Below are 24,338 nucleotides of genomic sequence, written 5' to 3'. Positions count from 1 at the left end.
TATTTGTGATCGCAAATTTGCCATTTCCTTTGCATCGGACAAAAAAATCGATCCTGTTTCCGCTACCCCACGTGACAGGGCCATGAAATCGAGTAAAAACGACGCAACCCAACGGAAAGGAGCCGCCATGGCAAGTCCAACTCCGCGTGAGCGTCCGCTCAGCCCGCATCTTCAGATCTATCGTCCGCAGATGACGGCCATCTCTTCGATCCTGACCCGGATCTCGGGAAACGCGCTGATTGTCGGCGCGTTTCTTCTGGTCTGGTGGCTGATGGCCGCGGCGACCTCGGAAAGCTATTTCGCCTTTGTCGATGGCGTGATCACGTCCTGGTTCGGGGATCTGGTGATGATCCTGTCGCTGTGGGCGGTCTGGTATCACTACCTGGCGGGGCTGCGGCATCTGTATTTCGATGCCGGCAAGGGCATGGATATCGAAACCGCCGAAAGGCTTGGCTGGGCATGTGTCATCGGGTCGGTCGTGCTGACCGCCGTGACGCTGCTGATCATCTGAGGGAGGCAGGCATGCGCTATCTGACCGACCGCAAGCGCGCCGAGGGGCGCGGGGCGTCGCACACGGGCACCGAACATCACTGGTACATGCAGGTCAGCGCCTTCGGTCTGGCCCTGATCGTGCCGACCTTCATTGTCATCTTCGGGCAGGCGCTGGGCAGCGGGTACGACAATGTCATCGCTGTCTTTTCGCGCCCGATCCCGGCGATCGTGACCGGGCTGGTGCTGCTGGTGGGGATGCAGCATTTCCGCCGTGGTGCGCAGATCATGATCGAGGACTACACCAGAAAATCCACCCGCAAGGTGCTGATCATGTGCGTGATCGTGCTGAGCTACGGGCTGACCGCCACCGGCCTGTTTGCGCTGGGCAAGCTGGCGCTGACGCAGTGAGGACCTGACGAAATGGCTGCATATGAATACGAAAGTCACGACTACGATGTCGTAGTGGTCGGCGCCGGGGGCGCGGGGCTGCGGGCCACGCTGGGCATGGCCGAACAGGGGCTGCGCACCGCCTGCGTGACCAAGGTGTTTCCGACCCGGTCGCATACGGTTGCGGCGCAGGGTGGTATCGCCGCCTCCCTGGGCAACATGGGCCCCGACCACTGGCAGTGGCACATGTACGACACCGTCAAGGGGTCGGACTGGCTGGGCGACATGGACACGATGGAATATGTGGCCCGTGAAGCGCCCAAGGCGGTTTACGAGCTGGAGCATTACGGGGTGCCGTTTTCGCGCACCGAAGAGGGCAGGATCTATCAGCGCCCCTTTGGCGGTCATACGACCGAGTTCGGCGAAGGCCCGCCCGTGCAGCGCACCTGTGCCGCGGCCGACCGCACCGGGCATGCCATTCTGCACACGCTGTATGGCCAGAGCCTCAAGCAGAACGCCGAATTCTTCATCGAGTATTTCGCCATCGACCTGCTGATGAGCGAGAACGGCGCCTGCCGCGGCCTGCTGGCCTGGAAGCTGGATGACGGCACCCTTCATGTCTTCAACGCCAAGATGGTGGTGCTGGCCACGGGCGGCTATGGGCGGGCCTATTTCAACTGCACTTCGGCCCATACCTGCACCGGCGACGGCAACGGCATGGTGGCCCGCGCGGGCCTGCCTCTGCAGGACATGGAGTTCGTGCAGTTCCACCCCACCGGCATCTACGGCCCCGGAATGCTGATCACCGAGGGCGTGCGCGGCGAGGGGGGGTATCTGACCAACTCGGAAGGCGAACGCTTCATGGAGCGTTACGCTCCCACCTACAAGGATCTGGCCAGCCGCGACGTGGTCAGCCGCTGCATGACGCTGGAGATCCGCGAAGGCCGCGGCGTCGGGCCGCGCAAGGACCACATTCATCTGAACCTGTCCCACCTGCCGCCCGAGGTCATTCACGAGCGCCTTCCCGGCATCGCCGAATCGGCGCGCATCTTTGCCGGTGTGGACGTGACCAGGGAACCGATCCCGGTCCTGCCCACGGTGCATTACAACATGGGCGGGATTCCCACCAACTACTGGGGCGAGGTGCTCAACCCCACCAAGGACGACCCCGATGCGGTGGTCCCCGGCCTGATGGCGGTGGGCGAGGCCGCCTGCGCATCGCTGCACGGGGCCAACCGGTTGGGCTCGAACTCACTGATCGACCTGGTGGTGCTGGGGCGGGCGGCCTCGCTGCGGGCCGGCGAGGTGGTCGAGGCGGATGCGCCGGTGCCCGAGGCTCCGAAGGCGCAGATCGACAGGGCGCTGGACCGCTTCGACCGGTTCCGCCATGCCGACGGCAACGTCCCCACGGCCGAGCTGCGGCTTGAGATGCAGCGCACCATGCAGGAAGACGCCGCCGTGTTCCGCACCGACAAGACCCTGGCCGAAGGGGTCGAGAAGATGACCGCCGTGGCCGCCAAAATGGACGATCTGAAGGTGACCGACCGCTCGCTGGTGTGGAATTCGGACCTGATGGAGACGCTGGAGCTGGCAAACCTGATGCCCAATGCCCTAGCCACGATCGTCAGTGCCGAGGCGCGCAAGGAATCGCGCGGCGCCCACGCGCACGAGGATTATCCCGAGCGCGACGACGAGAACTGGCGCAAGCACACGCTGGCCTGGGTCGAAGGGAACAAGGTGACGCTGGACTACCGCCCGGTGCATACTAGGCCCCTGACCCCGCCCGAAGAAGGCGGGATCGACCCGGACAAGATCAAGCCCAAGAAGCGGGTCTATTGATCACATGCCCCGGCGCGCCCTCCGGCGGGCCGGGGGAAACCCCTTGGCGGAACAGGTGCAGTGACGCAGGAAACCGACAGAATGGCCCGCCGGCGCCTGATCGTCCATTGCGGCGTCCAGAAGACCGCCTCCACGTCGCTGCATCATTTCCTGCAGCGCAACGCCGAGGCGCTGGCCGATGTGCTGGAGGTGCTCACCCCTGCGCGGGGCACGCTGACGCGTCGGCTGGGACGGGCCGCGATGCAGTTCAGCCTTGACCCCTCGCCCGAGCGGCAGGCGGTCCTGAGCGGCCTTGCGGCATCGCTTCGCGACGGGTTGCGCGGTGGCGAGGTGCCGGTTCTGCTCAGTCACGAGAACCTGGCCGGCGCGATGATGGGGAAAGGCGGTGTCGTCACGCTTTATCCCTGGTTCGAGAAGATCATGGATCTTCTTGACGCCGCCCTTGCGCCATGCGCGCCGGAATACGTGATCTACACCCGCGAAATGAGCGACTGGAAACGAAGCGTCCACAGCCAGGCTGTCCGCTCGGACGGTTATGCGGGGTCGCTTGGCGCCTTTCTGGAGGAAACCGCCGGCTGCGGCACGTGGGAGGATCTGGCCGAACGGATGGTCGCCCATGTCGGCGAGCACCGGGTGCGGGTTTTCCGCCTCGAGGACGAGACCGACGAGACGCGGCCGGGTCTCCAGCTGCTTCGTCACGCGGGCGTGCCCGAGACGCGGCTTGCGGCGTTGAGTCCGCTTTCAGGGCGTCGCAACCGTGGTCTCAACGCGGGTGCTCTGGAATTCGTGCGGCTGCTCAACGGGTTGAATCTGGATGCCCCGGCGCGCGCACGCATTGTCGATCTGGTGAGTGCGAACCAGAACCTGTTCGTTGCGGGGGGTGCGTGATCCGATGTCCGCTGCCTGCCCGTCAATCATATCGTCTCCGATTTCGGAGGCCCCCACCCCCCAGGAGGTGAAAACATGGTCCAGCTGACCCTTCCCAAGAATTCCCGGATCGTGACCGGCAAGACCTGGCCGAAACCGGAGGGCGCCACCAATCTGCGCCAGTTCCAGATCTACCGCTGGAACCCCGATGACGGGCAGAACCCGCGCGTGGATACCTATTTCGTCGATCTCGACGATTGCGGGCCGATGATCCTGGACGCCCTGATCTACATCAAGAACAATATCGACCCGACCCTGACCTTTCGCCGGTCGTGCCGCGAAGGCATCTGCGGTTCCTGCGCCATGAATATCGACGGCATCAACACGCTGGCCTGCCTCTATACGATGGACGAGGTGAAGAAGCCGGTGGTCAAGATCTATCCCCTGCCACACATGGCCGTGGTCAAGGACCTGATCCCGGACCTCAACCATTTCTATGCCCAGCATGCCTCCATCATGCCGTGGCTGGAGACCCGTTCGCCCACGCCGCAGAAAGAGTGGAAACAGTCCGTCGAGGACCGCAAGAAGCTCGATGGCCTCTATGAATGCGTGATGTGCGCTTCCTGCTCCACCGCCTGTCCCAGCTACTGGTGGAACTCGGATCGCTACCTTGGCCCGGCGGCGCTGCTGCATGCCTATCGCTGGATCATCGACAGCCGCGACGAGGCAACGGGCGAGCGGCTGGACAATCTCGAAGATCCGTTCCGGCTGTATCGGTGCCACACCATCATGAACTGCACCAAGACCTGCCCCAAGGGCCTGAACCCGGCGAAGGCCATTTCGAAGATCAAGCACATGATGGTCGAACGCCAGCTTTGACGCCGCTGGCTGCGGGCGATGCGTTGCAACTCCGCCTGCGCCCCGCGGGCGGAGTTTCCTTTTCGGGGCGGGTCACGGGCAATGAGCGGTCAGCCATGCTTTCCCCGCATGTCGAGATTGCCGGGTTGGGGGGTGAAACCGGCGCCGGTCAGGCATAGTCTGGTTCCCGGGAGGAGCTTGTCGCAGCTCATGGAGAACAGCATGGAGAAAGGTGTCGAACTCCCGCTCAGCCCCGCCGAAAGCGCATTGCGGATCCTCGAAGACGCGTGGGCCTATTACGAGCCAGCCGAAGCCGCAGGGGGCATCGATGATGCCGGGGCCGAGGCCGAAGCGATCGAGTATCACCAGGCCGCGTGAAGACCTGACGGGCATGGCAAGTCCGGCCCCGACATGTCAGGTCTGGCATGGAGCGCCGGAATGACGGAGGGTGCCGGTCTTGCCGATCCTGTTGCTGATCCTTCTTGTCGGGGTGCTGATCTATTTCGCCTGGCGGCACCGGACGACGACGCTGACGCGTGACTGCCGCTGGCGGCAGGATCGCAGGCAGAGTTTGTGGCGATGCGCGTTCTGCGGCGCAGAATCAGCCGCAGACGCCCCCCCGCGGGATTGTCTGCGGCACCGGCGGGGCGGGGTGAAACGAAACTGATCGAGCTGCAAGAAAGGGCTTGAACGAGTCGGCCTCTTGCAGCATATGCGCGCGCAAGACGCCAACGCACGCGCCTCTGCCCAAGGGCCCGTCCCCGCGCGGTCATGCAGCGACGGTAACGTCTCCGCTCGAAATGCGGCCGGTTGTCCGGCCCGGTCCTGATGGAGATGGCCATGAATGCCCGCGCGGCCCGCTTTGCCGTAGGTTCCGGTGACCCCGCCTCGCGGATCGAGGCATTCATCTGGTCGAACAGGTTCGATCGCCCGACGTTGATCCTGGACCCGTCCATTGCCGTTCGCAACTTCCATGCGCTTCGGGAAGGGCTGGGACGCACCCGCATCCATTACGCGGTAAAGGCCAACCCCGCGCCCGAAATCATTTCGGCGCTGGCCGAGGCCGGTTCGCGGTTCGACGCGGCCAGCAGATCCGAGATCGAACTTTGCCTCTCTTGCGGCGTGCGGCCCGGGGATATCTCCTTCGGCAACACCGTCAAGAAGCCTGCAGACATCGCCTTTGCCCATCGCGCGGGCGTGTCGCTCTTTGCCGCCGATGCCGAGGCCGAGCTGGAAAAGATTGCCGCCCATGCCCCCGGCTCGCGCGTCTGTATTCGCCTGCTCGTCGAGGCGAGCGAAGCCGACTGGCCGCTTGCGCGCAAGTTCGGATGTGGCCGCGACCTGGTGCTGCCGCTTCTGGCGCGGGCGCGCGCGCTGGGTCTTGATGCGGCGGGGTTGAGCTTTCACGTCGGTTCGCAGACCCGGCGGGCGGCCATGTGGGCGCCGGTTCTCGATCAGGTGGCCGAGGTCTGGCATCGGGCCCGTGCTGCCGGGTACGATCTGAGGCTTCTCAATATCGGGGGCGGCTTTCCGGCATTCTATGGCGAACGGGTGGAACCCCCTGCACGCTATGGCGCGCGGGTCGTGCAAATGCTCGGGGAGCGCTTTGGCGAAGTGCCCGAGATCATGGCCGAACCGGGGCGCGGACTGGTGGCCGATGCCGGGGCCATCGCGGCCGAGGTGCTGCTGGTTTCCCGCAAGTGCGCCCGCGACATGCACCGCTGGGTGTATCTGGATATCGGCAAGTTCTCGGGGCTGGCCGAAACCATGGATGAGGCCATCCGCTATCAGTTCGTCACCCGGCGCGATGGCGAACCCACCGGTCCCTGCATTCTGGCCGGCCCGTCCTGTGACAGTGCTGATGTCCTTTATGAGAAGCATCTCGTTCAACTGCCGCTGAGCCTTGCCGCCGGCGACCGCATCCTGATCCGCAACTGCGGGGCCTACACGTTCACCTATGCTTCGGTGGGGTTCAACGGATTCCCGCCGCTGGATGTCGTGGTGATCTGATCGCCGGGGCTTTCCCCGAGACGCGATCGGTGTTCAATTTGGTGCAACGGAGGAGACACGCCGATGCCCCAGAGACCGCCCCCCGATGCCGATGCCCGCCGCGCCGTCGCCCCGGTGATCTGCTATCCGACGGACAGGTTGCCGCAACCCGATCTCGCGCTTTATCGCCGTGCCCGCAAGGGGGCGCAACGAACTGCGGAAGTGGTGGTGCCCCCGCGCGACGGGCGCTGTTTCACGGTGCCGGCGGGGCATTTCTTCCGTATTTCCGCGCCCGAAGGCCCGCAGGTGGGCGATCTGAACCTGTGGCACCTGCACGACCTGTCCGAGCGATTCTATTCCGGCAAGACCCGCGCCCTGCACGGCACCCATCTGAGTACCGGGGATCGCCTGTGGTCGTCCTTTCCGGCATTGCGGCCCATGGCCACCATCATCGAGGATACGCTCGACTGGTATGGAATCGACGAACATGGCGGCGCGGTCCATGACGTGATCGGCACCCGCTGCGATCCCTATACCGGCAATCTTCTTTCCGGCTGCCAGTATCACCACTGCTGCCACTCAAACCTGACCCGGGCGCTGGCCGATCACGCGGGAATGTCACTGTCGCAGGCCGAACCCCATGTGCATGACGTTCTCAACGTCTTCATGTGCACCGGTTTCACCCGCGACTCGGGACGGTATTTCATGAAGGCCAGCCCGGTGCGCCCTGGCGATTTCATCGAATTTTTTGCCGAGATCGATCTTCTGGGCGCACTCAGCGCCTGTCCCGGCGGTGACTGCTCGGCCGAGCATTCCAGCGATGCGGCCGCCTGCTTCCCGCTGCTGGTGGAAATCTTCGCCCCGCCGCCGGGGGCGCTGGAGGGATGGCAGAGCCCGCCGGTCAACGGCTATGACCGCAGCCACGGGCGATAAGCGCCGAAGGCGGGCGCGGGCGGAGGTCACGCGAAGGCGGCCTCCAGCGCGATCTCGACCATGTCGGCGAAGCTGGTTTCGCGTTCGGCCGAGGACAGGGCGGCACCGGAGAGCAGGTGATCGGACACGGTCAGCACCGCCAGCGCCCGGCAACCGTGCCGCGCCGCCAGGGTGTAAAGCTCGGCCGTTTCCATCTCGACCCCGAGAATGCCGTGCCGGACCATCTGTTCGTTCAGGTCGGGGCGTTCGTCATAGAAGACGTCCGACGAATAGATCCCGCCCACATGGGTGCGCGTTCCCAGCCTCTGCGCCGCCTGTGCTGCCGCCTGCAACAGCGACCAGTCGGCGCAGGGGGCGAAGTTGAGTTCCCGCAGGATCCCCTTCGAGGGGGTGCTGATCGAGGAAGCGGTCATCGCCAGGATGACGTCGCGCAGGGCCACATGGTCCTGCATGCCGCCGCATGATCCGATGCGGATCAGGGTTCTGGCACCGTAATCGCGGATCAGCTCGTTCACATAGATCGACAGCGACGGCATGCCCATGCCGCTGCCGTGAATCGTCACCCGGTGGCCTTTCCAGGTGCCGGTAAATCCCAGCATCCCGCGCACCTCGTTCACGAGGCGGGCGTTTTCCAGAAAGTTTTCCGCCGCCCATCTGGCCCGATACGGATCTCCGGGCAGCAGAACGGTTTCCGCGATTTCGCCGGGTTTGGCGCCGATATGAATTGTCATCAGGAATTTGTCATCCCGGTTCGCGGCGGATTTCAGATTTCGAGTTCGGAAATATCAACGCCCCGCGCCATGGCCTGAAGGAACCAGGCGGGTTTGCGTCCCCGGCCGGTCCAGGTTTGCGACGGATTGTCCGGATTGCGGTATTTCGGGGCCGCCTTGGATCCCCTGGTTTTCACGACGCCGGATAGTTCGCTCAGCGAAAATCCGTATTCCGCCGCGGCCCGCTCGGCCGCTTTCAGCGCTTCGATCTTTTCCTTCTGCTCGGCCGCGCGAATTGCCTTTTCGACGTCGCGCTTGAGTTTCAGAAGTTCTTTTCGCGACATCGCGTTCAGGTCGATATTCATGAAGGTTTTCCTACCAGTTTCCGTCAGCACCAATCACCTGACACGGAACGATAACGGAAATCGTTCCATCCGTCAGTGTCAAATTGACAGGGAAACAGTATTTTTCTATTCGGCCGCGATTGCCCTGGGATCGGCCAGCACGACGATATCCTTCATTATCGTGTTCAGTTCGAAATCTTTCGGGGTATAGACTTTTGCGACCCCCATTTTCCGCAGTTTCCGGGCATCCTCATCGGGAATGATTCCGCCCACGATGACCGGCACCTCGCCCAGCCCCGCCGCGCGCATGCGCTCCATCACCTCCTGCACCAACGGCAGGTGACTGCCCGAGAGAATCGACAGCCCGACCACATGCGGGTGCTCTTCCTGTGCGCGGGCCACGATCTCTTCCGGGGTCAGGCGAATGCCGTCATAGGTGATGTCCATGCCGCAGTCGCGGGCACGGAAGGCGATCTGCTCGGCCCCGTTCGAATGGCCGTCAAGCCCCGGCTTGCCGACAAGGAATTTCAGCCGCCGACCCAGCCGGTCGCTGACCGCGTCAACAGCGGCCCGCAAGTCGTCCAGCCCCTCGGTCCGGTTCGAGGGCGAAGGCGAAACCCCGGTCGGCCCGCGATAGGTGCCGTGCACCTGCCGCATCACCGCGGCCCATTCGCCGGTGGTGACCCCCGCCCTGGCGGCGGCGATCGAGGGTGGCATGATGTTCGCGCCGCTGCGGGCAGCCTCGCGCAGATCGGCCAGGGCCTTCTGTACCGCGGCGGTGTCGCGTTCGGCACGCCATGCGTCGAGGCGCGCAATCTGCTCTTCCTCGACTGCCGGGTCCACGACCATGATGCCGCCGTCCTCGCTCATCAGCGGCGAGGGCTCGGTGGTGGTGAAGCGGTTGACGCCGACGACCACGGTTTCGCCCGCCTCGATCCGGGCAAGCCGCTCGGCGTTGGACTCCACCAGGCGGGCCTTCATGTAGTCGATGGCCGCCACCGCGCCGCCCATGGCGTCAATGGTGGCCAGTTCGTGCCGCGCGCCTTCCTTCAGTTCCTCGACCTTGCGCGCAACCGCCGGATTGCCGTCGAACAGGTCGTCGTATTCCAGAAGGTCGGTCTCGAAGGCCAGGATCTGCTGCATCCGCATGGACCACTGCTGATCCCACGGGCGCGGCAGGCCCAGGGCCTCGTTCCAGGCGGGCAGCTGCACCGCCCGCGCGCGGGCCTTCTTCGAAAGCGTCACCGCCAGCATCTCGATCAGGATGCGATAGACGTTGTTTTCCGGCTGCTGCTCGGTCAGGCCAAGGCTGTTGACCTGCACGCCATAGCGGAAGCGGCGGAACTTGGGGTTGTCCACGCCATAGCGGGTCTGGCAGATCTCGTCCCACAGATCGACGAAGGCCCGCATCTTGCACATCTCGGTGACGAAACGGATGCCGGCATTGACGAAGAAGCTGATCCGCCCGACCATCGCCGGGAAATCCGCCTCGGCCACCCGCGGGCGCAGTTCGTCCAGCACCGCCTGGGCCGTGGCCAGCGCATAGGCCAGCTCCTGCTCGGGGGTCGCGCCGGCCTCCTGCAGGTGGTAGGAACAGACATTCATCGGGTTCCATTTCGGCACGTTGGCATAGCAGTACTCGGCCACGTCCGCGATCATCTTCAGCGATGGTTTCGGTGGGCAGACATAGGTGCCGCGGCTGAGATATTCCTTGATCAGGTCGTTCTGCACCGTGCCCTGCAGCTTCGAGACGTCCGCGCCCTGTTCCTCGGCCACCGCGATGTAGAGCGCCAGCAACCACGGCGCGGTGGCGTTGATCGTCATCGAGGTGTTCATCCGCTCCAGCGGGATGCCCTCGAACAGCACCCGCATGTCGCCCAGATGGCACACCGGCACGCCGACCTTGCCCACCTCTCCGCGCGCCAGCACGTGGTCGCTGTCGTAACCGGTCTGGGTGGGCAGGTCGAAGGCCACCGAAAGCCCGGTCTGCCCCTTTTCCAGATTGCGGCGATAGAGCGCGTTCGACGCCTTTGCCGTCGAGTGGCCGGCATAGGTGCGGATCAGCCAGGGGCGGTCTTTCCTGGGCATGTCGGTCATTGGTCGGGCTCCTGACAAGAGCAATTTAGTTGCGCAGACGGCTGTTTTGCCGCAACAAGGTTATAATCACGATTTCTGCGACGCGGCAAGGGTGCAGAATCCCGGTCCGGTTTCTTCAAAGGGTGGCCCGTTGCTCGCCATTCCCGTGTTTTCTCGGGGCCGCGCCGCGAGAACATGCCGTGTTGGGCCATCCGGAAGGGGTGGCCGATCTGCGGTTCGAAGGTCATAAAATTTCAAATTCGCATGAAATGCAGTTGCATTGTTGCGCGGCAATTCATATTCCCATCTCCATGATCCGCGATTCTGCATCGCGGCAAACGCGAGAACGACAGGAGGCCAGGATGGCTTTGGACACCGACGGCATCGCGCCGTACGAGGCGCCCGAAAAGGACCTCTATGAAATGGGAGAAATCCCGCCGCTGGGGTATGTTCCCAAGAAGATGTATGCATGGGCCATCCGCCGTGAACGGCACGGAGAGCCGGCCACCGCCATGCAGCAGGAGGTGGTGGACGTCTACAAGCTGGACAGTCACGAGGTGCTGGTGCTGGTGATGGCGGCCGGGGTCAACTACAACGGCGTCTGGGCGGCGCTGGGCAAGCCGATCTCGCCCTTCGACGTGCACAAGGCGGACTACCACATCGCCGGCTCGGACGCCTCCGGCATCGTCTGGGCGGTGGGAGACAAGGTCAAGCGCTGGAAGGTCGGCGACGAGGTGGTGGTCCACTGCAACCAGGACGATGGCGACGACGAGGAATGCAATGGCGGCGATCCGATGTTCTCGCCCTCGCAGCGGATCTGGGGCTACGAGACGCCGGACGGGTCGTTCGCCCAGTTCACGCGGGTGCAGGCCCAGCAGCTGATGCCGCGGCCCAGGCACCTCACCTGGGAGGAATCGGCCTGCTACACGCTGACGCTCGCCACCGCCTACCGGATGCTGTTCGGGCACCACCCGCACGAACTCAAGCCTGGTCAGAACGTACTGGTCTGGGGCGCCTCGGGCGGGCTGGGCTCCTATGCCATCCAGCTTATCAACACTGCCGGGGCCAACGCGATCGGGGTGATCTCGGACGAGGACAAGCGCGAGTTCGTGATGGATCTGGGGGCAAAGGGCGTCATCAACCGCAAGGATTTCAACTGCTGGGGGCAGCTGCCCAAGGTGAACACGCCCGAATACAACGCCTGGCTCAAGGAGGCGCGCCGCTTCGGCAAGGCGATCTGGGACATCACCGGCAAGGGGGTGAACGTGGACATTGTCTTCGAGCATCCCGGCGAGGCAACCTTCCCGGTCTCCACCTTGGTGGTGAAGAAGGGCGGCATGGTGGTGATCTGCGCCGGCACCTCCGGTTTCAACTGCACCTTCGACGTGCGCTACATGTGGATGCACCAGAAACGCCTTCAGGGCAGCCACTTCGCCAACCTGAAACAGGCGGCCTCGGCCAACCGGCTGATGCTGGAACGCCGGCTCGATCCCTGCATGTCCGAGGTGTTCTCCTGGGATGACCTGCCGCTGGCGCACATGAAGATGCTGCGCAACGAACACAAGCCCGGCAACATGGCGGTGCTGGTGCAGGCGCCGCGCACCGGGCTGCGCACGCTCGAAGATGTGCTGGAGGCCGGGCCGCACTGATCCGCGCATGTCCGGCCCGAAGGGGATGAACCGCCCGCGATTCGCTCGGCCGATCGCGGGCGGTTTCACGTCTTGATGGGCATTCCCGTCTTTTCAAGGACTTCCCGGTGCTGCCCCCGCCAGAAATGGGGAGTGGAAATCGGCGAATATTGCCGAAAATGGCTTCGTGTTATGGTTGTGTTAACCATACGTTAACTTTTCGGGGGCGAATCTGGCGATGCGCAACGAGTGGATACTGGACGTGTTGACGGATCTTCGGACCTTTGCCGCGGCAAACGGGCTGGGGGCCTTGGCCGAGCAGCTGGACGATACCACGCTGGTCGCGGCGGCCGAAATCGCGTCGCAGTCGAGGGAGGCCTTTGCGGAGCCGGATGGGGAACGGGGTGAACCTGGATCATGTGCTGGCGGACCTGTCTTCCGCCACCGCGCATGACGAGCTTCAGGAGCTGATCGAAAGGCTGCGGGACGCCTTTGGCGTCGATCACATGGTTTACCACTGGGTCGATGGCGCCGGTGACCAGTATGGTTTCGGCACCTATTCCGATACGTGGGTACAGCGCTATCTCGACCGGAACTACCTGCGGGTCGATCCGGTCGTTACCGGCTGTTTCCAGCGTTTCAACCCGGTGGACTGGAAAAGGCTGGACTGGTCGTCGCGCGCCGCGCGCGCCTTTCTCAAGGATGCGCTGGAACACGGGCTGGGCAATCAGGGCTATTCGATCCCGATCCGGGGTCCGGCCGGGCAATTTGCCCTTTTCACGGTAAACCACAATTGCGGTGACGAAGCCTGGGCCGAATTCACGGAAAGGCATGGGCGAGATCTGATCCTGATGGCGCATTTCTTTCATGGCAAGGCCATGGAAATACGCCCCGGCCGCCCGTCCGCCCCGCCGCAACCGCTTTCCCCGCGCGAGGTGGACGCCATGACACTGCTGGCATTGGGGTACAGTCGGGCGCAGGTGGCCGAGACATTGTCGATCTCGGAACACACGCTGCGGGTCTATATCGAAAGCGCCCGTTTCAAGCTGGGTGCGCTGAACACGACCCATGCGATCGCCCGCGCGCTGAGCCAGGGGTTGATTGTTGTCTGAGGCAACGCACGGCGCGTAAACCCGTTTACAACACCGGCTGTCCTAGCCCTCGTGCCGTCGAACGGGAAAAGGGGGGCCGTGAGGTGCTGCGCTATATCTACGCCGATCAGCTGAACAATTACCCACGGCTTGCCGACAGCATGTTCCGTGACCGGGCGGATCAGTTCCGGGATCGCCTTGGCTGGGCGGTGCAGGTGGACGGAAACGGTCACGAACGCGACCGTTATGACGATCTGAACCCCCTCTACGTCATTTGGCAGCGCCCCGATGGCCTCCATGGCGGGTCGATGCGGTTCCTGCCGACAACGGGGCCGGTGATGGTCAACGACGTATTCGGAGATCTGACCGGCGGCAGGCCGATCGTCAGCCCGCTGATCTGGGAATGCACCCGGTTCTGCCTGTCTCCCGGGGCCGTGCCGAATGTCGCCGCCGCGCTGATGCTGGCGGGGGGCGAGATCATGCACGGCTTCGGCATCCGCCACCTGGTCGGCGTGTTCGACGCGCGCATGATCCGCATCTACCGTGCCATCGGCGCCACGCCCGAACTGCTTGGCAGCCGGGGCGAAGGACGCGCGCGCATCAGCGTCGGCCTGTGGGCGTTCTCACCGCTTGCCCGGATGCGCGTGGCCCGTCGCGCCGGAATCTCGACCGAACTCTCGCAGCTGTGGTTCACCCGCGTTTTCGGACTGCGACCGAAGGAAGCGGCCTGAGCCGGAAGCGCAATCGAAATCACCCCCGCTGCGCCCAATCCCCCTTCCTCTTGCCCCAAATACTCCGGGGGAGTCGCCCGGCAACGGGCGACGGGGGCAGCGCCCCCGGAATCCCGGGCAGACACTGGGCAAGCCTGCGCGGCCCTTGTAGGGTCGCGGCATGAATGCACCTGCCGTGACCTTTTCCGACGATCAGGCCAGCGCCTATGACAGCCTTGCCGAGCTGCTGCGCGGCGCCGGGGTGGACGTGGAAAACGGCCTGCTGACCCCGCCGCGCGAGCCCGGCTCGGGTGTGGCCGCGGTGATCGGCAAGGCCGGGTCGGGCAAGACGCTGCTGCTGGCCGAACTCTACCGCGCACTCGAGGCGGCCGGGGTTGAGATCGTGTCCGGCGATTACGAAGGCCGCCGCCGCCGCGACCGGCGGACGCTGGCCATCCTCGCCCCCACCAACAAGGCCGCCAGCGTCCTGCGCCTTCGCGGCGTGCCGGCGACCACTATCCACCGCATTCTCTATACCCCCGTCTATGATCCGGAATACGAACGCATTGCCGAGTGGCTGGCCGGCAACGGCGCGCGGCCCGAGATCGAGGGGCTGAGCGAACAGGCACTCGACCGGGCCGCGGCCTTCTACGCCGGGAACAGATCGATCCCCGGTGCGCTTGCCGCCGCCGGGCTGCGCGGTTCCGATTTCATCACCGGCTGGAAACGGCGCGAAGAGCCGCTCGATATCGGCTTCGTGGATGAGGCCTCCATGCTCGACGACCGGCAGTTCGGAGACCTGAAGGAAATCTTCCCCAACCTCGTGCTGTTCGGAGATCCGGCCCAGCTGGCCCCGGTCAACCAGTCCGGGGCGATGGTATTCGATTCTCTGCCCCCCGCGCGCAAGCTCGAACTGCACCGGGTTCATCGCCAGCAGGCCGATAACCCGATCCTCGATCTTGCCCATGCGCTGGGCGATCCGGCGCTGGATTTCCAGGCGTTCGAGGGGATGATCGCCTATCTTGCCCGCCGCGACGATCGGGTGGTGATCGGCCAGCGGGTCGAGGTCGACCTGATGGCCCGCAGCCCGGTCCTGGTGTGGCGGAACGTGACCCGGGTGCGGCTGATTTCCGCGTTCCGCAAGGTCCACGGCGCCCCCGAGGACCGGCTTCTGGAGGGCGAGCCGCTGATCTGCGACGGGATCGAGCTGCCTCTCAGGCACCGCAAGAAGCGGCTCGATCTCGAGGCCCGGGGGCTGATCAAGGGGGCGCAGGTGATCTATCTCGGCCCCGGCCGCAGGCGCGGCTTTGCCCGCCTGCACGTGATCGGGGCCGAGGATCCCCAGGTCAGCGCGGCGTCGATCATCAAGATCGAAAAGCCGGATGAAGAGGAACCCTTCATCCCCGAGGCTGCGACCATGGGCGCGACCTTCCTGCACGGGGCGGCGGTCACGATCCACAAGGCGCAGGGGTCGCAATGGAACAGCGTGCAGGTGTTTGCGCCCGACATCTGGGCGGCCGCGCGTGCAGGAAGGGTCGAGGCGGGCCAGCCCCTGTGGAAGCGGCTTGCCTATGTGGCGATCACCCGCGCGCAGGAACGTCTGATCTGGGTCGTGCGGAACCGGCTGTCGCGCCCGTCGCACCTGCTGCGGGTGGACGATCTGCGCGCGGCCCCCCGCGCGGCCTTGCAACTGCAACCCGAGGAGGAAACATGACCAGAACCATCCTTATCACCGGGGCCAGCTCGGGAATTGGCCGGGCAACGGCCGAACTTTTCGCCAGCGAGGGCTGGACCGTCGGCGCCCTGGCGCGCCGGGCCGATCTTCTGGAAGAGCTGGAACTGGCCTGCGGGGCGATTCCGCTGGTTGCGGACGTGACCGACCCGGCCTCGGTCGAGGGGGCGTTCTCGAAATTCATCGGCCAGGTCGGGCGGCTGGATGTGCTGTTCAACAATGCCGGTATCTTCACGCCCCCCGGAACCATCGACGAAATCCCCCTGGATGACTGGTTTGCCGCCGTGGACGTGAACCTGCACGGCATGTTCCTGTGCGCGCGCGCCGCCTTTGCCGCCATGCGCGCGCAGGATCCGCAAGGGGGGCGCATCATCAACAACGGGTCGATCTCGGCCCATGTGCCGCGCCCGCGTTCGGTCACCTACACCGTGACCAAGCACGCGATCACCGGTCTGACACGGGCGCTGTCCCTGGACGGGCGCGATTTCGACATCGCCTGCGGCCAGATCGATATCGGCAACGCACGCACCCCGATGGTCGAGGAACTGGACAACCGCCTGCGCGAAAAGGGCGAGCCGCCGATGCACACGATGGCGGTCGAGGATGCGGCGGCCTCGGTTCTGCACATGGCAAAGCTGCCGCTGGAGGCCAATGTCCAGTTCATGACGGTGATGGCTACCAAGATGCCCTATATCGGGCGGGGATAGGGGGCATGCTCGCGGGCGATGCGGGCTGCCTCTTCAGCCGTGGCGAAGCAGCCGGAACACGGTCGATGCGCCCCAGCCCGCGGCAATCGCGATCGCCAGCGCCATGAGGCCATAGACCACGGGTTTTTCCCGCGACAGCGAGAACAGGAACCGCTCCAGCCCGACCTTGCGCACGTCGATCGAGGTCTCGTAGGAGGATACGATCTTGCCCCCCCTGGTCAGGAAGATCCGGGTGATGTATTCGCCTTCGGTCAGGTTTGCCGGCATGTCGATTTCGGTCCTGAACAGGGTCTGTTCGTCGAAGGCGACCTTTCCCTCGAGTGTCTGGTACAGCCCCTCGCTCTTGCGGATCCGGATGACGGCTTCGGTAAAGGCCTGCGCGTCCTCGATATCCATGGGGGCACCCACAGAGCGGATGGCGTGATCGATCGAGATCCGGTAGCGCTGGTTCTCGGTCTCGGAAAGAACCTCGGACATCGGGGCGGACGTGGCCACGGCATAGAAGCTTGGCGCCGAATCCACGGTGACCGAATCGGTGTTCACCCAGATTATCCCGTTCCACTTGGCCTTTCGGCGCACCACGACCGGTTGCGACGGCCCGGCCACGGTAATCACCACCTGCAGCGGCTCCTCCCTGATCGGGGATTCGCGCTTGACGGCGCCGAAGATCAGGATGTCGGAGCCGTCGAAACTGGTGGTGATGGCCACCTTGTCCCGGGACAGACCCAGGACGACCTCTTCTGCCGCCACGACGATGGATGGAAGCAGAAACAGGAGCGAAAGAACCCAGCGGCGCATGCTTCATTCCCCTCCTGCGATGGTAGCGAGCGTGAAGATCTCGGCCGGTTGGAGCAGCAGGTCGAATGCCAGCTTCAGGCAGACACCGAGAACCATCATGGCCAGCAGCACGCGCAGCTGCTCGGCTTTCATCTTCACGCCGATCCGGGTCCCGATCTGTGCGCCCACCACGCCGCCGACAAGCAGCAGCAGCGCCAGCATGATATCCACAGTGTAGTTCGTGGTGGCGTGCAGCATGGTGGTAAAGGCGGTGACAAGGATGATCTGGAACAGTGAGGTTCCGACCACGACCTTGGTGGGCATTCCAAGGATGTAGATCATCGCCGGCACCATGATGAAGCCGCCGCCCACGCCCATGATCGCGGCCAGGATGCCCACCGACATGCCCACGAGGATCGGCGGAATGACCGAGATGTAAAGCCCCGAGGTCCGAAACCGCATCTTGAGGGGCAGAGCGTGCACCCATGTCCGGCGCCGCCGCTTCGGTGGGGGCGTTCCGCCGGCCTTGCGGGCCTTGCGGAGGGCGTTCACGCTTTCGACGAACATCAGCCCGCCGATGATCCCGAGGAAGACCACGTAGGACAGTTTCACCAGCAGATCAACCTGGCCGATGCTCTTGAGATAGTTGAAGATCAGCACGCCAAGACCGGCGCCCATCAGGCCGCCGGCCTGCAGGACCAGGCCCATCTTGATATCGACGGTCTTTCGTCGGAAATGCGCCAGCACGCCGGAAAAGGACGAGGCGACGATCTGGTTGGCCTCGGTCGCCACGGCCACGGCCGGAGGGATGCCGATGAAGAACAGCATCGGCGTCAGGAGAAACCCGCCCCCTACGCCGAACATGCCTGACAGGACGCCGACGATCCCTCCCAGACCCAGCAGAAGGAAGGCGTTCACAGAGACTTCGGCGATAGGTAGATAAATCTGCATATGTTAATGTAACCCCGGTCGCGCCCGCCGATCAACGCAAAATGCGCGGGCCCGGCGGGCGGAAATCGTATCGTGGCATTCACTGCACATTTGCCGCCGCCAGCGAGAACAGATCGGCCGGTTGCGTCATCAGTTCGACCGCCAGTTTGCCACTGACCAGAAGAACCAGCCCGGCCAGCAGGACGCGCAGCTGCTCGGCCTTGAGCTTCAGCCCGATCTGCGTGCCGATCTGCGCTCCGATCACGCCGCCGAGGATCAGGTAGACGGCAAGAACGATGTCCACCGTCTGGTTCGCGACGGCATGCAGCAGCGTAGTGAAGGCGGTCACGAACAGGATCTGGAACAGCGAGGTGCCGACCACGACCTTGGTCGGCATGTGGAGGATGTAGATCATCGCCGGCACCATGATGAAGCCGCCGCCCACGCCCATGATCGCGGCCAGGATGCCGACCGACAGCCCGACCAGCAGCGGCGGGATGACCGATATGTAGAGCCCCGAGGTGCGGAAGCGCATCTTGAAGGGCAGGGCATGGACCCAGCCCCGCTTCTGCCGCCGCCGCCGGGCGTTTTCCGTCGGGTTGCGCGACTTGCGCAGGGCATTGACGCTTTCGACGAACATCAGCGCACCGATGATGCCCAGAAAGATCACGTAGCTGAGCCGGACCAGAAGATCGACCTGCCCCAATCGTTCGAGGAAGTTGAACAGGACCACGCCCAGCGCCGACCCGACCAGACCCCCGATCAGCAGAACCGTGCCCATGGACAGGTCCACCGTCTTGCGCCTCAGATGCGCCAGCAGCCCCGAAAAGGACGAGGCGACGATCTGGTTGGCGCCAGTGGCCACGGCGACGGCCGGCGGCACGCCCACGAAGAAAAGAAGTGGCGTGATCAGGAACCCGCCGCCAACGCCGAACATGCCGGACAGCACGCCGACGATCCCGCCCAGGCCGAGCAGGACATAGGAGTTCACCGAGACTTCTGCGATCGGGAGATAGGTTTGCATGCGCCCCTGTAGGCAACATATTCAGAAAAATCAACATGACTTTCGAAGCATTCGTGCCGGTAGCGGCAATCGGCCGCCACCCGCGCCATGAGCGGGCTTCGCAGGGTTCGGCCTGTGCAAGAAGGCCTTCGGGGTGCACGCGGCCGGGGCAGCTGCCGGATCGGCTTCAACGTTCCTTCATGTAGGGCTCGCCGCCCGCACGCGGCGGGATGGCCTTGCCGACAAAACCGGCCAGGATCACCACCGTCAGGATGTAGGGCAGCGCGTCCATCACCTGCACCGGGATGGTGATGCCGGCGATGTCGATATTCTGATAGCGCAGCGCCACCGCCTGCAGGAAGCCGAACAGAAGCGTGGCCCACATGGCCTGCCATGGCCGCCACTTGGCGAAGATCAGTGCCGCCAGCGCGATGAAGCCCCGCCCCGCGGTCATGTCCTTGACGAAACCCGCCTGCAGGGCGGTGGCCAGATAGGCCCCGGCAATGCCGCACAGCACGCCGCAGATCATCACCGCGCCATAGCGCAGCCCGACCACCGACACCCCCGCCGTATCCACCGCCGCCGGGTTTTCCCCCACCGCCCGCAGGCGCAGCCCGAACCGGGTGCGATAGAGCAGCCACCAGGTGGCCGGCACGGCCAGGAAGGCGGCATAGACGAGGATCGAATGCCCCGAGATCAGATCCGCATAGACGGGGCCCAGCCCGGGAACCTCGCGCAGGGTATCGGCCAGGGGCAGGTCGATCGGGGCAAAGCGGCCGTCGCCGCTCAGGGCCGGGGTCCGCCCGCCCTGCCGGAACCAGTCCTGCGCCACCAGCACCGTCAGCCCGGCGGCCAGAAAGTTGATGGCCACGCCCGAGATCAGCTGATTGCCCCGGAAGGTGATCGAGGCCAGCCCGTGCAGCGCGCTGAGCACCAGCGAGGCGGCGATGCCGGCCAGCAGGCCCAGCCAGACATTGCCGGTCACGGCCGCCAGGGCGGCCGAGAAGAACGCCGCCGCCAGCATCTTGCCTTCAAGGCCGATATCGAAAATGCCCGCACGTTCCGAATACAGCCCGGCCAGACAGGCCAGCAGCAGCGGTGTGGCCAGCCGGATCGTGCTGTCGAGAATCTGGATCAGTGTCTGGAAGTCCATGAAGCTTTCCTCACTCGCCGGGCCGGGTCGGCTTGCGCTCGGGCAGCGGCGCGCCCTCGCCCCGGTCGCGGCGCCTCCGCGAGCGGGCCAGGAACAGCCGCTCGAGCGGCATGCGCACCATGTTGTCCAGCGCCCCGGTGAACAGGATGACGAGGGCCTGGATGACCACGATCAGCTCGCGCGGGATGGAGGTCCACAGCGCCAGCTCGGCCCCGCCCTGGTAGAGGAAGCCGAACAGGATGGCGGCGAGAAAGACCCCGAAGGGGTGGCTGCGTCCCATCAACGCCACCGCGATGCCGATGAAGCCCGCCCCTTCGGTCGCGTTCAGCACCAGCCGCTCGGCTTCGCCCATCACGTTGTTGATGGCCATCAGCCCGGCCAGCGCGCCCGAGATCAGCATGGCGATCATGGTGATGCGGAAGGGCGAGATGCCGGCATAGCGGGCGCCGGTCTCGGAGTGGCCATAGGCGCGGATCTCGTATCCCAGCCGGGTGCGCCAGATCAGCGCCCAGACCAGGAAGCAGGCGCCGATGGCGACCAGCAGGCTGACATTGGCGGGTGCGGCCTTCGAGAACGGAATGCCGAGCGGTGCGAGGATCTCGTTCAGCGTCGGCAGATGCACGGCCGAGGGGAAGCGCGCGGTGGCCGGATCCATCGACCCTTCGGGGCGCATCACGTTGACCAACATGTAGTTGAGCAGTGCCGCAGCGATGAAGTTGAACATGATCGTGGTAATCACGATGTGACTGCCGCGGCGGGCCTGGAGCCAGGCCGGAATCGCCGCCCAGGCGGCCCCGAACAGCATTGCGGCGATGCTGGCAGCGACCAGAGCCAGACTCCAGTGCGGCCAGGGAAGGTAGAGGGCGACCATCGCCACGCCCAGCCCCCCCAGCATCGCCTGACCTTCGCCACCGATATTGAACAGTCGCGCATGAAAGGCCACCGCCACCGCCAGACCGGTGAACATGAAATTGGTGGCGTAATAGAGCGTGTAGCCCCAGCCATAGGTGGAGCCGAGCGCGCCCTCGACCATCAGCCTGACCGCCGCCACCGGGTCTTCGCCGATTGCGAGGATGACCAGCGCCGACAGCACCGCGGCAAGGATCAGCGAAATCAGCGGGATCAGGACCACATCGGCCCACTTCGGCATCCTGTCCATCTCAGACCCCCTTGTGCGCGACAGGCAAGTTCCGACCCGGCAAGCCGCTTGCAAGCGGCTTGTCACGCGATTTTGAAATCGCGTTGGAAGGCGTTTCCAAACGCCTTCCCCCCGACGGGGAGGGTCGCGGGCCCGTCATGCCGCCTCTCCTGAAACCCCGGCCATGAGCAGACCCAGCTCCCTTTCATCGGTGTCGGCGGGTCGGCGCTCGCCCATGATGCGGCCGTCGAACATCACCACCACCCGGTCGGCCAGGGACAGGATTTCCTCAAGCTCCACCGACACGAGCAGCACCGCGCAGCCCGAATCGCGCAGCGCCACGATCTGCCTGTGAATGAACTCGATCGCGCCGATATCGACCCCGCGTGTGGGCTGCCCGACCAGAAGCAGGTCGGGGTTGCGCTCGATCTCGCGTGCGACCACGATCTTCTGCTGGTTGCCGCCCGAGAAATTCCTGGCCGTCAGCCAGGCATCGGCGGGGCGGATGTCGAATTTCCCGATCTTTCGCTTGGTATCTGCGCGCAGCGCCGCATTGTCCATCCACAACCGGTTCTTCTGATAGGCCGGGTCGTGGTGATAGCCGAAGGCCACGTTTTCCCAGGCGTGAAACTCCATGATCAGGCCTTCGCGCTGCCGGTCCTCGGGCACATGCGCAATTCCGGCGCGGCGGCGCGCCTGCCCGTCCGCTCCGGCCCCTTCCAGCGGCAGCACCGCCCCGTTCAGGCGGACGGTCCCGGTGCCGGGGCGCATCCCGCCCAGCAGTTCGAGCAGCTCGGACTGCCCGTTGCCTGCTACCCCGGCAATGCCGACGATTTCACCTGCATGAACATCAAGGTCGATCCCCTTGACCCGTTCCACGCCCTTGTCATCGGCCACGCGCAGATTCTCGATCTGCAGCACCTTCCGCCCCGGGCGCGCGGGGGCCTTGTCCACTCGCAGCAGAACCTTGCGCCCGACCATGAGCTCGGCCAGCTCCTCGGGGCTGGTATCGGCCGTGCGCAGCGTCGCGGTCATCTCGCCCCGGCGCATCACGCTGACCGTGTCGGTGGCGTCCATGATCTCGCGCAGCTTGTGGGTGATGAGGATGATCGTCTTGCCCTCGTCCTTCAGCCGGTGAAGGATACGGAAAAGCTGGTCGGCCTCAGAGGGCGTCAGCTTGCCCTCGTCCTTCAGCCGGTGAAGGATACGGAAAAGCTGGTCGGCCTCAGAGGGCGTCAGCACGCCGGTGGGTTCGTCGAGAATCAGGATCTCGGCCTGCCGGTAGAGCGCCTTGAGGATCTCCACCCGCTGCTGCATGCCGACCCCGATCTCCTCGATCACCGCGTCCGGGTCCACGTCCAGCCCGTAGTCGCGGGCCAGGTCCTTCAGGATCCGCCGGGCCCGGGCCAGCGAGGGACGCAGCAGCCGCCCGTCCTCGGCCCCCAGCACCACGTTTTCCAGGACGGTGAAGTTCTCAACCAGCTTGAAATGCTGGAACACCATGCCGATTCCGGCCCGGATCGCGGCCTGGCTGTCGGGAATGGCGGTCTTGCGCCCGTTGATGAGGATGTCGCCCGAATCGGCCTTGTAGAACCCGTAGAGGATGCTCATCAGCGTGGACTTGCCGGCCCCGTTCTCGCCGATGATCCCGTGAATGGTTCCCGGCGCCACGGAAAGCGAAATGTCGCGGTTGGCCTGCACCGGCCCGAAGGCCTTGGAAATGCCCCGCAGTTCGATGGCGGGGGGTGTTGCCGAGGCGTTCATGCGGTCTCCCTCCGGCAGCGAGCGGACACCTGCCGGACCCGCCGGGGGGCTTCGCATCGAAGGCCCGGCAGGATCCGGCTAGCGCCCGGATCGCGGTTGGTCCGCTCGGTCAGAAGCTCAGGGCCGGGCAGCTGTCGTCGGACATGTAGTCGTGCACCTTGATCTCGCCGCCGGCAATGGCGGCCTTGGCCTCGTCCACACGGGCCTTCATCTCGGCCGAGATGAGAGGCGCGTTGTATTCGTCCAGCGCGTAATCGACGCCGCCATTTGCCAGCCCCATGACCGAGAACCCGGTTTCCATCTCCGGCCCGTCCTTGAGCGCCTGATAGACGGCATTGTCCACCCGCTTCATCATCGAGGTCAGGACCTTGCCGGGATGCATGTAGTTCTGGTTGCTGTCCACGCCGATCGACAGGATCCCCTCGTCGGCCGCGGTCTGCAGCACGCCCACCCCGGTGCCGCCGGCAGCGGCATAGATCACGTCCGCGCCCTGGGCGATCTGCGCCTTGGCCAGCTCGGAGCCCTTCACGGGATCGTTCCACGCCGCCGGGGTGGTGCCGGTCATGTTGGAGATCACCTCGGCCTCGGGGTTCACCGCCTTCACGCCCTGGGCATAGCCGCAGGCGAATTTGCGGATCAGCGGGATGTCCATGCCGCCGATGAAGCCCACCTTGCCGGTCTTCGAGGCCATCGCCGCCAGCATGCCGACCAGGTATGACCCTTCATGTTCGTTGAATACCACCGAGCGCACGTTCGGCTTGTCCACCACCATGTCGATGATGACGAACCTGGTGTCGGGATAGTCGTCGGCGACCTGGCTCAGCGCATCGGCAAAGGCAAAGCCCACCATCACCACCGGGTTTGCACCGTTTTCGGCGAATCGCCGCAGGGCCTGTTCGCGCTGAGCCTCGGACTGAAGTTCGATATCGCGGAACTTGCCGCCGGTTTCCTCGGCCCAGCGTTGCGCGCCCTTGAAGGCGGCCTCATTGAAGGATTTGTCGAACTTGCCTCCCAGGTCGAAGATGATCGCCGGTTCCGCCACGGCGAGGCCTGCGCTCAGCGCCAGCGAGGCGGCGGCGCCCATCAGGGACTTCATAAAGGTCATTGGAATACTCCCGGTTGTTATTGTTCCGGGCGGCAGGAGCCCCGGCCGTCCCGGCGGGCGGAGTCTCCCGCCCTGATTGGCCAATTTACCCCGCAGGCAGGGGCG

23 protein-coding genes are annotated in these 24,338 nt (G+C 64.9%); 13 read left to right on the top strand and 10 right to left on the bottom strand.

Going from position 1 to position 24,338, the window contains the following annotated elements; genetic code table 11:
* Window positions 1–127: 127 nt before the first annotated feature.
* The 8 genes from sdhC (at window position 128) to ACZ5CM_RS14750 (ending at window position 7,365) form a co-directional block, all read left to right on the top strand.
* Window positions 128–511: a succinate dehydrogenase, cytochrome b556 subunit gene (gene sdhC, locus ACZ5CM_RS14785; protein WP_464639733.1), complete on the top strand. Its 384-nt coding sequence runs from the start codon at window positions 128–130 to the stop codon at window positions 509–511.
* An 11-nt stretch (window positions 512–522) separates the two neighbouring features.
* Window positions 523–900, top strand: coding sequence for a succinate dehydrogenase, hydrophobic membrane anchor protein (sdhD, locus tag ACZ5CM_RS14780; RefSeq protein ID WP_464639731.1), 378 nt, complete (start codon window positions 523–525; stop codon window positions 898–900).
* Window positions 901–912: 12 nt separating this feature from the next.
* On the top strand, window positions 913–2,718 hold the full coding sequence (gene sdhA, locus ACZ5CM_RS14775) for a succinate dehydrogenase flavoprotein subunit (protein WP_464639730.1): 1,806 nt from the start codon (window positions 913–915) through the stop codon (window positions 2,716–2,718).
* Between the two features lie 81 nt (window positions 2,719–2,799).
* Window positions 2,800–3,606 carry a hypothetical protein gene (locus ACZ5CM_RS14770; RefSeq protein WP_464639729.1) on the top strand — a complete coding sequence of 269 codons (807 nt, stop codon included), beginning with the start codon at window positions 2,800–2,802 and terminating at the stop codon, window positions 3,604–3,606.
* Window positions 3,607–3,681: 75 nt separating this feature from the next.
* A complete protein-coding gene (locus ACZ5CM_RS14765) occupies window positions 3,682–4,464 on the top strand; it encodes a succinate dehydrogenase iron-sulfur subunit (protein ID WP_464639727.1) in 783 nt (260 codons plus the stop codon).
* A gap of 201 nt (window positions 4,465–4,665) precedes the next feature.
* Window positions 4,666–4,821, top strand: a complete 156-nt coding sequence (locus tag ACZ5CM_RS14760) for a hypothetical protein (RefSeq protein ID WP_464639726.1) — start codon at window positions 4,666–4,668, stop codon at window positions 4,819–4,821.
* A 462-nt stretch (window positions 4,822–5,283) separates the two neighbouring features.
* The gene (locus tag ACZ5CM_RS14755; protein ID WP_464639724.1) at window positions 5,284–6,453 is read left to right on the top strand and encodes a type III PLP-dependent enzyme; all 1,170 of its coding nucleotides are present in this window, start codon (window positions 5,284–5,286) and stop codon (window positions 6,451–6,453) included.
* Between the two features lie 63 nt (window positions 6,454–6,516).
* Window positions 6,517–7,365, top strand: a complete 849-nt coding sequence (locus tag ACZ5CM_RS14750; protein ID WP_464639723.1) for an urea carboxylase-associated family protein — start codon at window positions 6,517–6,519, stop codon at window positions 7,363–7,365.
* Between the two features lie 26 nt (window positions 7,366–7,391).
* Here ACZ5CM_RS14750 and deoD read toward each other — a convergent pair whose 3' ends face one another.
* The 3 genes from deoD to ACZ5CM_RS14735 form a co-directional block, all read right to left on the bottom strand.
* Window positions 7,392–8,096 (bottom strand): purine-nucleoside phosphorylase, encoded by a 705-nt coding sequence (deoD, locus tag ACZ5CM_RS14745; protein WP_464639722.1) that lies wholly within the window; start codon window positions 8,094–8,096, stop codon window positions 7,392–7,394.
* 32 nt (window positions 8,097–8,128) lie between these two features.
* The gene (locus tag ACZ5CM_RS14740) at window positions 8,129–8,440 is read right to left on the bottom strand and encodes an H-NS histone family protein (RefSeq protein ID WP_464639720.1); all 312 of its coding nucleotides are present in this window, start codon (window positions 8,438–8,440) and stop codon (window positions 8,129–8,131) included.
* A gap of 105 nt (window positions 8,441–8,545) precedes the next feature.
* Window positions 8,546–10,516 (bottom strand): methylmalonyl-CoA mutase family protein, encoded by a 1,971-nt coding sequence (locus ACZ5CM_RS14735; RefSeq protein WP_464639718.1) that lies wholly within the window; start codon window positions 10,514–10,516, stop codon window positions 8,546–8,548.
* A 341-nt stretch (window positions 10,517–10,857) separates the two neighbouring features.
* Between ACZ5CM_RS14735 and ccrA the strand changes: the two genes are divergently transcribed.
* The 5 genes from ccrA (at window position 10,858) to ACZ5CM_RS14710 (ending at window position 16,363) form a co-directional block, all read left to right on the top strand.
* Window positions 10,858–12,144 (top strand): crotonyl-CoA carboxylase/reductase, encoded by a 1,287-nt coding sequence (gene ccrA, locus ACZ5CM_RS14730; protein ID WP_464639716.1) that lies wholly within the window; start codon window positions 10,858–10,860, stop codon window positions 12,142–12,144.
* A 371-nt stretch (window positions 12,145–12,515) separates the two neighbouring features.
* Window positions 12,516–13,235, top strand: coding sequence for a helix-turn-helix transcriptional regulator (locus ACZ5CM_RS14725; protein ID WP_464639714.1), 720 nt, complete (start codon window positions 12,516–12,518; stop codon window positions 13,233–13,235).
* Between the two features lie 83 nt (window positions 13,236–13,318).
* Window positions 13,319–13,945 (top strand): acyl-homoserine-lactone synthase, encoded by a 627-nt coding sequence (locus ACZ5CM_RS14720; RefSeq protein ID WP_464639712.1) that lies wholly within the window; start codon window positions 13,319–13,321, stop codon window positions 13,943–13,945.
* A gap of 160 nt (window positions 13,946–14,105) precedes the next feature.
* On the top strand, window positions 14,106–15,638 hold the full coding sequence (locus tag ACZ5CM_RS14715; protein WP_464639711.1) for an ATP-dependent DNA helicase: 1,533 nt from the start codon (window positions 14,106–14,108) through the stop codon (window positions 15,636–15,638).
* The gene (locus ACZ5CM_RS14710) at window positions 15,635–16,363 is read left to right on the top strand and encodes an SDR family oxidoreductase (protein WP_464639709.1); all 729 of its coding nucleotides are present in this window, start codon (window positions 15,635–15,637) and stop codon (window positions 16,361–16,363) included. The genes ACZ5CM_RS14715 and ACZ5CM_RS14710 overlap by 4 nt, the downstream gene beginning before the upstream one ends.
* A 33-nt stretch (window positions 16,364–16,396) precedes the next feature.
* Here ACZ5CM_RS14710 and ACZ5CM_RS14705 read toward each other — a convergent pair whose 3' ends face one another.
* From ACZ5CM_RS14705 to ACZ5CM_RS14675, 7 genes are all read right to left on the bottom strand, one after another.
* A complete protein-coding gene (locus tag ACZ5CM_RS14705; protein ID WP_464639708.1) occupies window positions 16,397–17,161 on the bottom strand; it encodes a TIGR02186 family protein in 765 nt (254 codons plus the stop codon).
* Window positions 17,162–17,164: 3 nt separating this feature from the next.
* On the bottom strand, window positions 17,165–18,091 hold the full coding sequence (locus ACZ5CM_RS14700; protein WP_464639707.1) for a sulfite exporter TauE/SafE family protein: 927 nt from the start codon (window positions 18,089–18,091) through the stop codon (window positions 17,165–17,167).
* 79 nt (window positions 18,092–18,170) lie between these two features.
* Window positions 18,171–19,094, bottom strand: a complete 924-nt coding sequence (locus ACZ5CM_RS14695) for a sulfite exporter TauE/SafE family protein (RefSeq protein WP_464639705.1) — start codon at window positions 19,092–19,094, stop codon at window positions 18,171–18,173.
* A 166-nt stretch (window positions 19,095–19,260) separates the two neighbouring features.
* Window positions 19,261–20,226: an ABC transporter permease gene (locus tag ACZ5CM_RS14690; protein WP_464639703.1), complete on the bottom strand. Its 966-nt coding sequence runs from the start codon at window positions 20,224–20,226 to the stop codon at window positions 19,261–19,263.
* Between the two features lie 10 nt (window positions 20,227–20,236).
* On the bottom strand, window positions 20,237–21,385 hold the full coding sequence (locus ACZ5CM_RS14685; RefSeq protein WP_464639701.1) for an ABC transporter permease: 1,149 nt from the start codon (window positions 21,383–21,385) through the stop codon (window positions 20,237–20,239).
* Window positions 21,386–21,520: 135 nt separating this feature from the next.
* Entirely contained in the window at window positions 21,521–23,128 is a 1,608-nt protein-coding gene (locus ACZ5CM_RS14680) for an ABC transporter ATP-binding protein (protein ID WP_464639699.1), read from the bottom strand.
* 109 nt (window positions 23,129–23,237) lie between these two features.
* Window positions 23,238–24,233 (bottom strand): BMP family lipoprotein, encoded by a 996-nt coding sequence (locus ACZ5CM_RS14675; RefSeq protein WP_464639697.1) that lies wholly within the window; start codon window positions 24,231–24,233, stop codon window positions 23,238–23,240.
* Window positions 24,234–24,338 lie beyond the last annotated feature (105 nt).

Source organism: Piezobacter thermophilus (assembly GCF_055386745.1).
The sequence above is the reverse complement of the archived record's forward strand: the minus strand, read 5'-3'. Positions and strand labels throughout refer to the sequence as shown.